Source organism: Lactobacillus sp. CBA3606 (assembly GCF_002970935.1).
Lineage (GTDB): Bacteria > Bacillota > Bacilli > Lactobacillales > Lactobacillaceae > Lactiplantibacillus.
Genome location: NZ_CP027194.1, coordinates 197,606 through 212,208, shown reverse-complemented (window position 1 = coordinate 212,208; position 14,603 = coordinate 197,606). Strand labels below are relative to the sequence as shown.

Below are 14,603 nucleotides of genomic sequence, written 5' to 3'. Positions count from 1 at the left end.
TCACTCACTTTCAATACTGATCACAAATTCAAATTGCTGGCTGGCCCCTAACTCAAAAGTCACATTTTCTAAGGGATCCAGTAATTCTCGTACGGTAGCTAATCCCTGACCATGACCTTGACCTTTCGAGGTATGTCCGGCGACCAATAATTCGTCTAACCGCTTAATCGGGCCTTGTAACGAATTAGTAAAAAGCAATTCAACCATCCGTGGGTATTTGACAATTGCCACCGCAATTTCGCCACCGCTTTGACCCGTGACAGCTTCAATTGCATTATCCAATAAAATGCCGCTGACCCGCGCTAATGTTACAGGATCAATGGCTAAATCAGTAATTGTATCGGTCGCTTCTAGGCGAACCTGAATCCCCGCCTGCCGAGCTATCGAAAACTTGTTTTGAATAATCGCCTTTAACGACTTATCTTTAATGCGATCTAAATTATCAAAATGACCAAAGTCACGCGTCAAGCTCTGCTTAGAGCGGTCAACCACTTGATTGAAATAGTGCTTTAATTCGGAACTATCAGTTGCTTGGATGTATTCTCCTAGTGATAATAAAATATTTTGATAGTCATGGCGAAATTTACGTAAATTTTGATAGCTATTTTCTAGATTTTTAACATAAATATCATATTGATGCCGTTCTAACGCCTGCCGATGGGCCTGTACCCGCATCGTATAACTGTAAAAAAGATAGATAAAGGTTCCACCGTTAATTAACAGAATGGCAATCAAAATCAACATTAGAATCCCTAAGAATCCAGAACCAATGTTATAGTTGTCCGCCGCCGTAGCAATCGTAAAGAAAGCAATTGTTGCGACCACTAACGCACTCATAATAACATTGAGCATGACTTCGTCGCGAAATTGTTTGACATGACGCTTATACAACAATTGAAAACTGACCGCGACCGCCAACATACAGGCCGTCACAATCGTCTCGCCCACAATTTCAAATAACCAGCCACTCCACTGATCAATACCTAAGTGGCACAAATGAAAAATTGTTTCCGTTGCAAAATTACCAAAGAAACTAAATAAAATATAAGCGAGCGTCGCTGTTAAACTCGTCACGACAAAATATTTTTTATCCCGAACAAACCACAGTAGCCCTAAATTGACCATAAAAGTCGCAATATCAGAATAATTATCATATAACATGTAAAGTCCAGTTAAGAAGCTTGCCATTAAAACCACGGCAAGATAAACACGCCGTTGCCGTAATTCTCGATTAATCAAAATTTGTAGCATAAAAACCAGCATGACCGAATACCAATGATCAACTGCTGCGATATACCAATAGACATAAACGATGATTAAGCCCCTCCCCAGAGTACCGATAAACCAATAGTCTTATTGTATCGAATCCCTGACCATTTGTATATTTCATCTGATGGAAACTTAACAATCTTTAACTAATCTTTTCGAGTTTTGGTCATATCAAAAAAACATCGAACTATGACCAGTTCGATGTGTTAGGACTTAATTAATGGAAGTCACCGGGCATATAGCGCTCAATAACAGCCGTAATATTAAAAGTTTCAAAACTATGCAAGCTCGCTTCGTCAATTTCTGCATAACGAACAGCAATTTGGGGCCGTTTAGCCAAGTTAAACAAATCCACATAATTGAATTCCAAATATTTTTTATGTTCACTATGAATAAAGCCAGTATAACTATCACCGTGCTTTTTAATCCGACCAGACAGCTGAATGACTTGGTCTTGCTTGAAGGCCATTTTAAGTAGTTGTTTGAGTAAAGAATGCTTGGACTCTTTTTTCAAAAACTTGGTGACCAAGCGTTCGGTATTCCAAACATCGAAATAGCCTCGTTGTTGCGCTAAACTGACGATTGTCGCCATACTCTTTAAATAATCGGTCCCAGTCACTACTTTAGCCAACGTGGCCTTCCGAAAAACGACTAGTCCATCTAACTCACCGTCAACATTAATGGTTTCGACTAAAACAAACTTTTCATCTTGTTGTATCACATAGCCAACACTAAATTGTTCGTTGGTCCCTTTAGCATAGATCTCAACGAGGTGTTTGTTTTTAATGGCTTGGGCTAAATTGTCTTGAATCGCACTCATGCGCGTTCCCCCATTTATTAATGTCCAGTGAGTGATCACTGGCAAAATTATAGATTTTATCTTATTTTCATTAGTTATCATACCACTTGTAAAAGCTTCAATCCAAACACACACCATTATAGTCCGATTACTATTTTATTTACAAGATAAATTTATTAATAATTTCAGCCATCGCATCTTGATTATTAGTCGCAACCGTCACGTATTTAGCGGCAGCTTTAACTGACGCAATGCCATTAGCTACACTAATTGGCAAGCCCACAGCCGTTAGCATTGGCAAGTCATTACTATTATCCCCGGCAGCAATGATTTCAGCGGGTTTAATTCCCAGTTGTGCGCCCAGTTGAATCGACGCCGTCCCTTTATTGACACCAGCGCGATTAAATTCCACATAACGGTCCGAAGAATACGTCACGGCCAATTCGGCTGGATCAACTTGTGCTTCCACGGCAGTTTGCATCTGCCGTCTTTGCGCCATTGTTGGCAACGCCATAATCACTTTCATCACGTTCGCCGTCTTGAAACAATCGAAGTCCGCTGTGGTTAATGCCGTGAATGTGACGCCCCGATTAGTCAAATAAGCCGAATCATCCGGGGTGGCATGATAAATATAGAGGGTATCCTGCGTATAAACATGGGTCGCCGCTTGGGGATGAGCTGCGCCAATTGCAAAGACTTTTTTCGCCGTTTCAAATGGCATCGCATTTACTGCCATCACCCGATTCCCAGCATTTTCCAAAATCAAACCACCATTATACGAGATCGAATATTGATCCGCTTGGTCTTTTAAATGCATCTGTGCTAAATCATTTTGAAACGATGTATAGCTCCGGCCTGAATTAGGCACAAAGTACACACCCTTTTTTGTGGCCGCCTGAATCGCTGCCGCGTTGGCCGCCGAAAGCGTGCCGTCATCGTTCATTAAAGTTTCGTCCAAATCACATACGATCATTTTATACATGCCAATACCCTCTCAATTCTTAATCTACCTTTTACTTTATCGAAGTCGGCCGGCAATTGCAACCGCTTTATTCAACCATTTAACGCAAAGCAGTTGAGTCTCCTAGGAGATTTAGCTATACTATTAATGACAAATTGAAGGGAGCACTTACACCATGATTGAAGAATTTAAAACATTTATTGCTCGGGGCAACGTCATCGACTTAGCGGTCGGGGTTATTATCGGGTCGGCATTTACCTCGATTGTTAAATCCTTGACGAATAACTTAATTAACCCTTTTATCGGAATTTTTCTAGGCCAGATTGATTTATCTAACCTTAAAGTTAGTATCGGTGAAGCCACCTTTCGCTACGGCGCCTTTTTAAATGCCGTCATTAACTTTTTTATTGTTGCCATCGTCGTCTTTATCTTAGTTAAAATTATTAATCGCCTCGTTAAACCGGAACCAGTCGCTGAAGAAGAGCCCGACTTATCCGCTCAATATTTAGCTGAGATCCGCGATTTATTGAAAGCACAAGCTGAAAACAAACATTAATTTTAACCCCAAGCAAAGTTTCGCCCAAAAGTCTATATGGTATTGAAACTTTTTTTGTTATACAATATGTAGTGCAATTTTCTATAAAGAGGGGCTATCATGGTGATAATAACAGCAGGAATGATTGGGGTCGGCAAAACTACTTTAACTGGTTTAATTGCCGATCACCTTGGAACTAAGGCTTTCTACGAACCCGTTGGCGACAACCCAGTTCTGCCACTATACTATTCGGATCCTAAGAACTATGGTTTCCTATTACAAATCTATTTCCTAAACAAACGCTTCGCAATGATCAAAAAAGCATTGGCCGATGATAATAATGTCCTCGACCGTTCAATCTATGAAGATGCTTTATTTACGACCGAAAACAACGCTGAAGGTAATATTTCAGATACGGAATTAGATGTTTATCTGCAATTGTTGGATAATATGATGACTGAATTAACTGAATTACCTAAGAAAGCACCTGATTTGATGGTCTATTCAGAAACCGATTTTGAAACCATCCTTTATCGCATCAAAAAACGTGGTCGGGATTACGAGCAATTTGATCACAATCCTGAATTGGAATCCTACTACTATAAGATGTGGACAGCCTACCGTAAATGGTTTGATGCTTACGATGCAAGTCCTAAGATGAAGCTTGATCTACAAACTTATAACTTAGAAGATCCCGCTAACCAACAAGCTGTCTTAGCTCAAATTGATGCTAAGCTAGCCACGGTGCGGAAACCAACTAATGTTTAATTAAAGAAATGGTTCTCGTTGAAATTATTCAGCGAGAACCATTTTTTATCTAAACTTCAGCGCGAACATCTTGGGCTAACTCAAAATTATTCGTAATAACCGCACTCACCTGATGATCAAACAGTTGGCGCATGGCATCGGGGTCATCAACTGTCCAAACCCGTTCTGAAACATGACGCATGGCTTGATAGTGCTCTAAATGTAACCCTTCCAAATGTTCGGCTGCACAGAACCCCTCAGGATCACCAATCCGCGCCGCTGACAAGAAAGCGTATTTCTGATTGGCATCAATTCGATAGCCCCGTTCAAGACTCCGTAAATTAAATGAGGAAAATACCACCGGATAAACTAAATCCGTCTGGTGAACCAATCGTAAAACAATTCGTTCAATCCCTTGATAGTAATGCCGATCCGTTTTAAACTCTAGATTCAGCCGAACCGGCTCCCCGCTGACTAGCTGCAATAATTCGGCTAAAGCTGGCACCGGCTCCCCATTAGTTAACCGAAATTGACGTAGTTCCTGATAACGATAGGCCGCAATTTCTCCCTGCCCATTGGTTGTCCGATCAATGGTCTCATCATGCATAATAACAGGAACTTGATCTTTAGTCAGATGCACATCAAATTCTAACCCATCAATCCCCTGACTAATGGCATAGGCGAACCCCGCCAACGAATTTTCGGGAAACTTAACGGGCACCCCGCGATGCCCATAAATTAATGATTTAACTGTCACTAAAATTCAACTCTTTTCTTTTAGTTACGACCATTGGCACGATTATTCGATTTTAACACTTGATTATACGAATTTTCAGCAGTTTTTAACGCGCGATAACTATCTTGACCAGCAAAAATCTTTTGCATTGCCGTTTGAATCGCCGTACGGGCTGGGACCAGTCCATCAATAAAAATGCCTGAATTAGTGCCATTCGGCACCGTCCGCCGCATCTGATCACTGGAAACTTTTAGTGCGGGTGATTGCTTGAATAACGCTTGCAATACTGGTTCCGCTTGTGAAGCTTGATTCACTGCTAGGTACCCCGTCTTAGCTTGCCAATTAGCTTGATTTTTTGCATTCACTAAAAATTTCGTGAATTCCCAGGCACCTTTTTGAACGGCCGCCGACTTATCGTTTGTAATCCACAATGAGGCCCCACCAACCGCAATGCCATTCGCTTTTTGCCCATCTGGATGTGGATAGTACGTCACACCTAAATCCTGCTTCAAGATTTTCGCTAACTGACCCGTTTTAGCTGATGATTGCATAAAAATCCCTAAGTGTCCGGATAGAAAGGCTGCCGCTTCGTTGGCCGACGCATTCCCACCCGAACCAAAGTTCATAAAATCACCATAATCAATATTAGTTTTAACCCAATTCATAGCTTGAATGGCCGCTGGACTGGTAAAATCAACCTTGGTCGCATTTCCCGTGTGACCATTATTGTGATTAGCAAAGGCGGTATCCGCATTCGCTAATAATTGTTCAAATAACCACGAGTAAGCCTCCATGGTCATGCCACTAACTTTACCGTGCGACCGATCATGAATCGCTTTAGCCACCCGCGTAATATCTTGATATGTCGGATCAACTGGCGGTGGTGTAATGCCATATCGCCGGAGGACGGCTTTATTATAATATAATGCGGTTTGCGAGGCATTAAAGGGCATTGATAATAATTGATGATTGCGGGTGACAACGGCCTTCGCACCTGGAATAATCTGCTTCAAATCATACCCCTCTTGGTCAACAAACTTTTGCATAGGGGTCGTAAACCCACTGTGATACATCTGACTCGTTGAAATATCCATTGACTGAAATAATGCTGGCGAAGCCGCCGTCCCATGTGTATTAAGAATCTTTTGAATCACATCATTGTAGCCCCCCTCAAACTCGGCGACCACTTCGTACTTTGTTTGCTGCCGATTGAAGGCTTTGACAGTTGCGGCAATTTGTTCAACACCAGGGCCTTTCATCTCATGCCAAAAGACCACTTTTGTTCGTTTTGGCATTGCGGCAGCTTGAGCCTGATTCCGCGCATAGCCCCAAGCACCCAGTGCAAGCATCATAATCCCTAAAATTGTCAATCCGTACCGATAACGTTGACCCATCTGCTTTAGCTTCATCATTTGACGGACCCCTCATTTAAACCGGATTTAAAATAATGCTGCCCAATAAACAACACAATTAACGTGGGAATGACCACAATGGCTGCACTCGCTTGAATCAGCCCCCAGTTCGTCGCGGTCTCTTCCGAATGTAATTGGCGCAGACCATCTTGAACTGGCCGCAGCCGATCACTAAAAGTCGTTAGCATGGGCCAGAGATATTGATTCCAACTGCCTAAGAAACTATAAGCTGCCAGCGTTAACACACTAATTCGTGAATAAGGTAAGGCAACACGCCAATAAAACTGCCAGTGCGTCAAACCATCAATATCGGCCGCTTCTTTTAAATCGCGTGGGAGTTGTTTAAACGCTTGCCGTAACATGTGAACTACTCGGCCATGAATGTCCAAGTTTCTGAGAACACTGCTAACTTACACAATAGTGCGAGCACTATGCCCAGCGGTTACAGCTATTTATCACGGCTCGTTCCGAACCTAGTTAGTCTTTTCTTTAAGCATTCAATATGTTCTTGGCGGCATTAATATCCCGATCATGGTTAATGCCACATTTTGGACATGTCCATTGCCGGATAGCTAGCCCATGCTTACCGTCATCGTAACCACAGTCAGCGCAGATCTGACTAGTTTTTCTAGGGTTCACAGTGACCAACTGTTTACCATACCAAGCACATTTATAGTCAAGCTGAGTGCGTAGTTCACGCCAAGCTTGATTGGCAATTGCTCGAGCTAACCTATGATTGCTAAGGAGATTTTTGGTTTTCAAATCTTCTATTTTAATCACATCGTACAGCGTTACCAGTTTCTTGGTAAGCTGATTCAAATAATTACTACGTTGATTAGCGATTTTTTCGTTATATTTGGCAACCATGAGACGCGCCTTGCGATAATTACTGAAATCCGTTAATTCACGGGGTTCTAAAACGTGATTGTGTTTGTCCCATGCAATTTCCTTCATAGCTTGTAACCGACGTCGGGCTAGCCGTCTTTCCCAATAATGTTTCTTTTGCGATAAGACTTTATCAAAGCGAATAGTCGGGTATTTTACCCCATCACTAGTAATCATTAAATCCGCTACCCCCATATCAATTCCCACCGCTTGCTTAGTTTTAGGCAGTTTTTGCACGTCATTATCGACTAATATTGTTGCATAGTATTTACCCGTAGCTGATAGTCGGACGGTCACATTCTTAATCTCACCAATGAGTTGTCGGCCAGATTTAAATGCAAGATGACCTAATTTTGGCAATTTGATCAGGTGTTGGCTTGTTTGACTAATATTGTGATTGACGGCATTAGATTGATAGCTCTGTTTGGGGAACTTACGTGATTTGAACTTCGGAAAACCAACATGCTCCTTAAATAACTTCTGAAAAGCATGATGTAAATCACGGCTAACGTGTAAAAGACTGGTTGATTCCGCTTGCTTGAGAAACGGGTATTCCTGTTTGAGACACTTGATCAGATAATTCATGCCAAATTCGTTGACGTAAGCGCCACCGTTATTATGGCGCTCAATCTGCATACTCAATAACTGGTTCCAAACGAACCGACAGCAACCAAAGTTATTAATAATTTTTTTTGCTGGTCAATTTGGGGATAGAGCCTTGTTTTTATTGCCCGCAGTGTCATCTATAAGCACCTCTTTTATTCGTTGGTCATCAATACTTGTTGGGTAATGTGGTACTAATGCTTTCGATATCATAACTAGGTAACCACCAGTGACAATTAGTTTTTTACCGATAACTTTGGCGATACATTAACTAAGTGGCTATAATCGTCGTGACTAATTTCCATCTATTCAATACTAAATCCGCATTTTGAAACGATTTCTATTAAACATATGCGACGTACAAAACAAAAAGCGATTCATCACGTCCTTAAAAGAACGTATTTCCTCGCCAGATTTCAAAAAATAAGGTGGGTGAAATCATCGGGACCGTGATATGGAAAAACTGATAACGGTGACTAGCCCCAGCGATATCAGCGGCATCGTACAGTCCTTTGGGCACCGATTGTAGTGCCCCAAAGAAAATGAGGAAGGTAAAGCCCAAATGCATCCAGACACTGGTCATAATTATCGCTACCATAGCCCAGTTAGGGTTAGTTAACCAATTAATTAGCGGTAAATGCAGCAGCGTTGCCAGTTGATTCAAGATACCGATTGATGGATTGAACATGAATAACCAAAATATAGCCGAAACCGAGACTGATACCCCCATCGTCGCCGTAAAAATCGTGCGAAAAAAGGCAATACCACGAACTTTTTGATTAGCAGCAGCCGCTAACAATAACCCAACCAGCAAGGTAAAAGCGGTAACACCGACAACATATAAGCCAGTTGCCTTCAGACTGGCTAAATAATCACTGGCCGTCAATAAATTAAAATAATTCTGTAACCCAACAAATACCGTGGGCTGACCTAAACTGTTCGTTAAAAACAAACTCAGATAAAACGTCCGCAACATCGGATAAAAAACAAAGACCAGTAATAAGCCTAGCGATGGCCTAAAAATAACCACGCATAGCGCTGATCGTGCTGTTGTTGCGTTAAAGTAGTGCTAGCCGGTGTTATCACTGTTGTTTTTTTAGGTGTAACGGGGCCTTTAGTTGAGCGTAACGAGTTGATCATCGCTTGACCCTCCTTGTGCCATAATTAAAGTTTGATCCGCTCCAAAGATGAGGACTGGGCCTAAGGCAGTGACGGTGACTCGTTGCGCTAATGTTAAGATTGCTTGACCGTTTTTAACAATGCGCACTTCCGCCCCATTATCCATGACGACTGCCACAATGGTCTGATCGCCTAACACTTCGACATTGACGACAGTGGCATTACCAGCGATCGGTGTCGTCACGGCGGTCACGGCTAATTGATTCGGTCGAATACCGACTGTATACGTTCCCGCTGGTATTGACGTCGTTAAAGTGACTTGAATAGTATCAGCCACAACTAAAGTTGGCTTAGTTTCAGAATCACGACATATTGCTGGCAATAGATTGAGTTGGGGCGTGCCGAAAAACTGGGCGACAAATTGATTTGCTGGCTGGTTATAAAGCCCTAATGGCGTCTCAATCTGTTGCACATGCTGGTCATTTAAAACCATCACATGATCAGCCATCGTCATAGCCTCCGTTTGGTCATGCGTGACATAAATCAGGGTTAACCCTAATTTTCGTTGCAACTGACGGATTTCAGACCGCATTTGCACCCGTAATTGTGCATCAAGATTAGATAGCGGTTCATCCATCAAGCAAATTTTAGCATCACTCGCAATTGCTCGAGCTAAGGCCACCCGTTGGCGTTGACCGCCAGAAAGCTCTCGCGGTTTCCGGTCTCGATATTTGGTTAAATCTACCAAAGCTAAAGCCTCATCAACCCGGCGCCGCCGTTCAGCAACCGCAACTTTTCGGGCTTTTAAACCAAAAGCAACATTATCGGCCACGTTTAAAAAGGGAAAGAGCGCATAGCTTTGAAAAACCATTGATAATTGCCGATCTTTTGGTGAAACATCGTTCATCACCTGTTGATTAATCTTTAACACGCCTGCTGAAATTGGAATAATTCCCGCAATCATCCGCAGTAACGTACTCTTACCACACCCGGATGGCCCGACAATCACAAATAACTCACCATCCTGAATCTCAGCATTAATTGCTGTTAATACTGGTGGTTCTGTCTGATTATACGTCTTGGTAACATCCCGTAATTCAATTCCCATAACGTCTTCACTCCCCACAATTTAGTTGTAATTCTGATGCGCGAGCCACTTCTTAAATCATGCCAGATAAACGTGTCAATCCTGTCGTATTGCTGTAAAATTCATGTATAACTTATGTAAATATTAAAAAAGATCTACAACATCGTTTTAACCGATAGAGTAGATCAATAACGTTTCAATTAATTTGAATCCGTAATAATTGCGCTTGATTAATTTCGGTATATAGCTTACTAGCAACGGCTTTGGTGATAAACCCTTGATCAATTCCTCGCTGAATAAAGTCATACTCATACTGAAAGGCGCGTACATAATAATCGGCATCAATCGGTTGCATTTCGGGTTGATATTCATGTTGAATACCTTCAAAGAAGCGGTCAATCGTCTTTTGTACCATGTAAATATAATTGTTATCACTATGCTGTTGTACCAGCCGGGCCCGTAGCACCTCATCTAAATACTGATCAGCTTCTTTGATGACGGCTTGATTCAACCTTAATAAGTCTTGGCGCGTGGCTTGCCAGTTTTGGACCTTAGCAGCATAATCGGTATCAGTCCTTAAGCGGTGATCTCGAAACGAACGGCGTTGTCGTTGCGTAAAGACGCCATTCTTCGTATGCCAAATCACTTCTTTTTCCAGATGTTTTAGCCGATGCTTGAATTTAAAACGATGCTGTTCCACCAGTAAGCGATTAACAAGTCGATCATAGCGATTAATACTTTGACTACTATAATTAGCTGTCACTGTCGCACTATGAATAAAAGCATCAATCAAGCTTTTCGTTTCATCAAATAGCAAATAAAAATTATTGGATAAATTGTGACGATTGCTGGTAACCTCACTATTTTTTTGCGACTGTAACTGATCAGTTAACAGCTCTCGTATCATATGATCATCAATCGTGGCCCGCATTTGTAGAATCGCAAAATCAACCATTTTATTCCGAACGTGGTCGACCTCATCTGCAGTATAGGCGTCAACCTTTTTAGGCAAAATAACTGGTAAAATCACCGCACTGACCAACATGCTAATTAAAATAACTAGCGTGGTCAAAATAATAATTTCATTACGATACGGAAAAGGCTGCCCGCCCAAGGTTTTAGGCAACGAGAACGCCAGCGCTAGTGTCATCGAACCATGAACGCCACTGATAGCAAAAATCCGGGCATTAAACCGATTCTGTGACTTAGATTGCTGTGGCCAAAAGACCCTGTGAATATCGCGATTAGTCACTGACCAAACATAGCGCACGACAAACATGACCCCATAAATAAAGACACTTAACCCAACTAAGTTCAGTGTCGACCCCCACCCTAACTGCCGAATATCTTGCCAGATTGAAGGTAGTGATAACCCTAGAAATAAAAAGACCCCATCATTCAAAACATCCGTAATTACCGTCCAGATCACTTTCGTTGCCAATTGAACATTGGTGGAAGTTAAGCGTAGGCGATTAGCCTCCCAGTTATGTTCAATCCCGGTTGCGACGACCGCCAAAATGCCTGACGTGCCAAAGTGTTCAGCTAATAAATAAATTAAAAAAGGGGTTAATAAACTAATTGGAATCGTGATGATTTCGGGATTGTTTCCCATTCGATTTAACTTATAGCGTAACATCACTAAGCCTAGGCCACCCAGACCACCGATTAAAATGCCGCCAATCGCAACGAATAAGAAATGACCAATCCCGTTCGCCAGTGAAAACGTACCTTTAGTCAAGACTGACAGTGCTAAATCCAATAAAACTAACCCAGTAGCATCGTTAAATAGCGACTCCAACGACAAAGCATCCTCAACCCCTGCTGGCATGTCGCGATCACGCGTTAGTGATTCTACGGCTAAGGCATCCGTTGGGGTCACAATTGCCGCCAGCGCTAGGGCTAGCGGCAAGGTCCACTGGCCCTCAATACCATTGGCGGTCACCCCCACCGCACCCACAGTTACCACTGCCAAAACAACTGACATTAATAAGATGCCACGAAATTTTGACCGAATAGTGTTAAAAGATTGCTTTTGCCCATCAATAAACATCAATGGGGCAATAAAGACTAACATAAAAAATTCAGGTTCTAGGCTAGTCCCCTTTAATATTGGCACAAAGGATAGACCAATTCCCGTGACGATTAAAATAAAAACTTCCGGTACCATTGGTAAAAAACGTTTTAAAATATTGGCGCCGACAACACCCAATAAGAGCCCGGCAACCGTATAGAATCCTGACATTGATTATCTTCCTAATAACTAAAATTTAACAAATCGTTATCCTCACATAATACTCGTAATTGCCCGATTACACCACCTGATAGTCATTTTTTTCAGCACCAAAGGCAACCGCCGATAATCAAAAAAGAGCTTGGGATTTTAAGCCCAAACTCTATATTCACAACATGAACTGCTATTAAAGTTTGCGGATCAACCGTTTTTGCTGTGCAACCGCCTGTTGGTTCAAATCAGTTCGGACAATCAACGTATCGCAAGCCGCATTGCGAACCACATAGGCCGCATTCGATCCAATCAAGATACGAGAAATGGCATTTAGACCCGTAGCGCCAACAATAATTAAATCGTTGCCATACAGTTCCGGTAATGTCGTCGCCAATAGCAACTTGGAATTACCAGAATGCAAATGCACCCGGACCTCAGTCACACCAGCTTTTTCAGCGGTCTGACGAGCAGCGGCCAAGTTCGCCTTTAAATCAGTTGTTAGGTCATCTAAAATTTGGGGATTCGTGGCACCAAACCCCATTGGTCCTTGTGTAATGCCGATAAACTTTTCCGTGTTAATAATCGTCACAATGTCTAAAGTGGCTTGATTTTGACTCGCAATCGCAATTGCTTTATCTAGGGCAAGTTGTGATTGTTCAGAAGTATCGATACCAACGAGAATCTTTTTATATTGGGTCATAGGATAGCCTCCTCAAATTATAGTGCCTAGTTGCTTACTTGTCTGTCGCTAAGACGGCAATTGATTCTCCATAGATCGCCATTGCAGCCATCAGGTCATCAACTGGTTGAAATTCATTCGCTTGATGCATCGTATCTTCAGTGTGGGGGAATAAAGCCCCAAAAGCCACGCCACGCTTCATCATCCGGCCGTACGTCCCACCGCCCACAATTTCTGGTTGTGAGTCATGATCACCCGTTTGGCGCCGATAAACAGCCATTAAATCCTTAACAATCGGATCTTCGGGATCAACGTAGTGCGGTACCATAAAGTCACCTTGGCTAACCGTCGCCTGTGCGGGTAATTTAGCTTGGACGCCAGCCGTTAATTCTTGTGGTTCAATCCCCTTAGGATAACGGAAATTTAAGGTTAAGTCGCCACCAGCTTGGTGGTCAAAGTGCAATAAGCCGACGTTCATCGTCAAATCACCCATCACTTCATCCGTAAAAGCGAGTCCTAATTGATGCACCCGTGAGTCATCATGTAATTGATTGGCAGTAAATGCTAGAAAGTCTCGTGCATCACCAGCAAAAGGATATTGATTTAAGAAACTTGCAAGGTAAGTCCCGGCATTGATGCCGTTTTTAGGTTCCATGCCATGCGCCGCTTTACCAATCACTTCTAGTTGAACCCCGTCAGCAACTACTTTTAATTCACCAGTAACCGGTTGTTGATCCAAGAATGCCGTAAAATCAGCAGCTAATTGTTCATTAGCCGAAGTAGTCACAACTGCGACTGCTTCACGTGGCACCATGTTTTCACGTAGCCCAGAATCAAATGAAACTAAGTTAAAATCACCGGTATCCGTGGTACCAAAGTGAACTTGTAAGCTAACATTACCTTTTTCACCATTGATTAATGGAAATTCCGCATCCGGTGAAAATCCTAACGTTGGCGCTGGTTCCACTTCAAAGTAACGCTTCATCCCAGTCCAATTGCTTTCTTCATCAGTACCAACAATAAACCGAACTTTTTTATTTAATTTTAACCCTAATTCTTTAACTAATTTTAAGCCATAGTAAGCTGCCATACCCGGGCCTTTATCATCAGAAGCCCCACGTGCATAGAGCTTACCATCTTTAATCGTCGGTTCAAAAGGATCGGTATCCCAACCATTACCAGCAGGCATCTCATCAACATGAGCTAAAACTGCCAACGTTTCATCGCCTTCGCCATATTCCGCATAACCCACTAAGTTATCGATATTTTTTGTCTTAAAGCCATCACGTGCCGCAATCGCTAAGAACGTGGTTAAAGCTGCTTTGGGGCCTGGCCCTAAAGGTGCCTCTGCCGTTGCTTGACTATCATCTCGAAAACTCGGTACGCGTAACATGGTCGTTAAGTCAGTTAAATAATCCGCTTTGTGTTCAGCCGCTAGTGCTTGCCAATCAATTGTCATCTATTGGTTCCTCCCAAAAGTATTAATACCTTAATTTTAGCATAGGTCACGCTAACTTAATAATCAGACGCAACCGGTCTCAATAATC

At 42.3% G+C, this 14,603-nt stretch carries 11 protein-coding genes and 3 pseudogenes; 2 read left to right on the top strand and 12 right to left on the bottom strand.

Annotation, left to right across the window (positions count from 1 at the left end; all coding sequences use genetic code 11):
* From C5Z26_RS01135 to C5Z26_RS01125, 3 genes are all read right to left on the bottom strand, one after another.
* A complete protein-coding gene (locus C5Z26_RS01135; protein ID WP_234005702.1) occupies positions 1–1,251 on the bottom strand; it encodes a sensor histidine kinase in 1,251 nt (416 codons plus the stop codon).
* A 235-nt stretch (positions 1,252–1,486) separates the two neighbouring features.
* Complete coding sequence (locus C5Z26_RS01130) at positions 1,487–2,089, bottom strand: hypothetical protein (RefSeq protein WP_105448203.1); 603 nt, start codon at positions 2,087–2,089, stop codon at positions 1,487–1,489.
* A 139-nt stretch (positions 2,090–2,228) separates the two neighbouring features.
* Positions 2,229–3,050, bottom strand: a complete 822-nt coding sequence (locus tag C5Z26_RS01125) for a Cof-type HAD-IIB family hydrolase (protein WP_105448202.1) — start codon at positions 3,048–3,050, stop codon at positions 2,229–2,231.
* A gap of 154 nt (positions 3,051–3,204) precedes the next feature.
* Between C5Z26_RS01125 and mscL the strand changes: the two genes are divergently transcribed.
* Together mscL and C5Z26_RS01115 are read left to right on the top strand one after the other, a co-directional pair.
* Positions 3,205–3,585 carry a large-conductance mechanosensitive channel protein MscL gene (gene mscL / locus C5Z26_RS01120; RefSeq protein ID WP_105448201.1) on the top strand — a complete coding sequence of 127 codons (381 nt, stop codon included), beginning with the start codon at positions 3,205–3,207 and terminating at the stop codon, positions 3,583–3,585.
* Positions 3,586–3,684: 99 nt separating this feature from the next.
* Positions 3,685–4,332, top strand: coding sequence for a deoxynucleoside kinase (locus tag C5Z26_RS01115; protein WP_105448200.1), 648 nt, complete (start codon positions 3,685–3,687; stop codon positions 4,330–4,332).
* Between the two features lie 49 nt (positions 4,333–4,381).
* Here the strand turns inward: C5Z26_RS01115 and C5Z26_RS01110 are convergent, their stop codons facing one another.
* The 9 genes and pseudogenes from C5Z26_RS01110 to pepV form a co-directional block, all read right to left on the bottom strand.
* Complete coding sequence (locus C5Z26_RS01110) at positions 4,382–5,068, bottom strand: glycerophosphodiester phosphodiesterase (protein ID WP_105448199.1); 687 nt, start codon at positions 5,066–5,068, stop codon at positions 4,382–4,384.
* A 20-nt stretch (positions 5,069–5,088) separates the two neighbouring features.
* On the bottom strand, positions 5,089–6,396 hold the full coding sequence (locus tag C5Z26_RS01105; protein ID WP_370447985.1) for an extracellular solute-binding protein: 1,308 nt from the start codon (positions 6,394–6,396) through the stop codon (positions 5,089–5,091).
* 59 nt (positions 6,397–6,455) lie between these two features.
* Positions 6,456–6,827, bottom strand: a pseudogene (locus tag C5Z26_RS01100) (carbohydrate ABC transporter permease); the annotation flags it as partial.
* 121 nt (positions 6,828–6,948) lie between these two features.
* Positions 6,949–8,087: pseudogene (locus C5Z26_RS01095) on the bottom strand (RNA-guided endonuclease TnpB family protein).
* Between the two features lie 278 nt (positions 8,088–8,365).
* Positions 8,366–9,087 (bottom strand): annotated as a pseudogene (locus C5Z26_RS01090) (carbohydrate ABC transporter permease); the annotation flags it as partial.
* Complete coding sequence (locus C5Z26_RS01085; RefSeq protein ID WP_105448197.1) at positions 9,062–10,174, bottom strand: ABC transporter ATP-binding protein; 1,113 nt, start codon at positions 10,172–10,174, stop codon at positions 9,062–9,064. The pseudogene C5Z26_RS01090 and the gene C5Z26_RS01085, both read right to left, overlap by 26 nt.
* Positions 10,175–10,349: 175 nt before the next feature.
* Complete coding sequence (locus tag C5Z26_RS01080; RefSeq protein WP_105448196.1) at positions 10,350–12,395, bottom strand: cation:proton antiporter; 2,046 nt, start codon at positions 12,393–12,395, stop codon at positions 10,350–10,352.
* A gap of 175 nt (positions 12,396–12,570) precedes the next feature.
* A complete protein-coding gene (locus C5Z26_RS01075) occupies positions 12,571–13,077 on the bottom strand; it encodes a universal stress protein (RefSeq protein ID WP_105448195.1) in 507 nt (168 codons plus the stop codon).
* Between the two features lie 34 nt (positions 13,078–13,111).
* On the bottom strand, positions 13,112–14,515 hold the full coding sequence (gene pepV, locus C5Z26_RS01070) for a dipeptidase PepV (RefSeq protein WP_105448194.1): 1,404 nt from the start codon (positions 14,513–14,515) through the stop codon (positions 13,112–13,114).
* Between the last annotated feature and the right edge of the window lie 88 nt (positions 14,516–14,603).

Excerpts from the sequence above, each read along its gene's own strand:
- C5Z26_RS01075 (WP_105448195.1), bottom strand. The coding sequence starts at position 13,077 with ATGACCCAATATAAAAAGATTCTCGTTGGTATCGATACTTCTGAACAA.
- pepV (WP_105448194.1), bottom strand. The coding sequence starts at position 14,515 with ATGACAATTGATTGGCAAGCACTAGCGGCTGAACACAAAGCGGATTAT.
- C5Z26_RS01080 (WP_105448196.1), bottom strand. The coding sequence starts at position 12,395 with ATGTCAGGATTCTATACGGTTGCCGGGCTCTTATTGGGTGTTGTCGGC.
- mscL (WP_105448201.1), top strand. The coding sequence starts at position 3,205 with ATGATTGAAGAATTTAAAACATTTATTGCTCGGGGCAACGTCATCGAC.
- C5Z26_RS01135 (WP_234005702.1), bottom strand. The coding sequence starts at position 1,251 with ATGCTACAAATTTTGATTAATCGAGAATTACGGCAACGGCGTGTTTAT.
- C5Z26_RS01085 (WP_105448197.1), bottom strand. The coding sequence starts at position 10,174 with ATGGGAATTGAATTACGGGATGTTACCAAGACGTATAATCAGACAGAA.
- C5Z26_RS01130 (WP_105448203.1), bottom strand. The coding sequence starts at position 2,089 with ATGAGTGCGATTCAAGACAATTTAGCCCAAGCCATTAAAAACAAACAC.
- C5Z26_RS01105 (WP_370447985.1), bottom strand. The coding sequence starts at position 6,396 with ATGCTTGCACTGGGTGCTTGGGGCTATGCGCGGAATCAGGCTCAAGCT.
- C5Z26_RS01125 (WP_105448202.1), bottom strand. The coding sequence starts at position 3,050 with ATGTATAAAATGATCGTATGTGATTTGGACGAAACTTTAATGAACGAT.
- C5Z26_RS01115 (WP_105448200.1), top strand. The coding sequence starts at position 3,685 with ATGGTGATAATAACAGCAGGAATGATTGGGGTCGGCAAAACTACTTTA.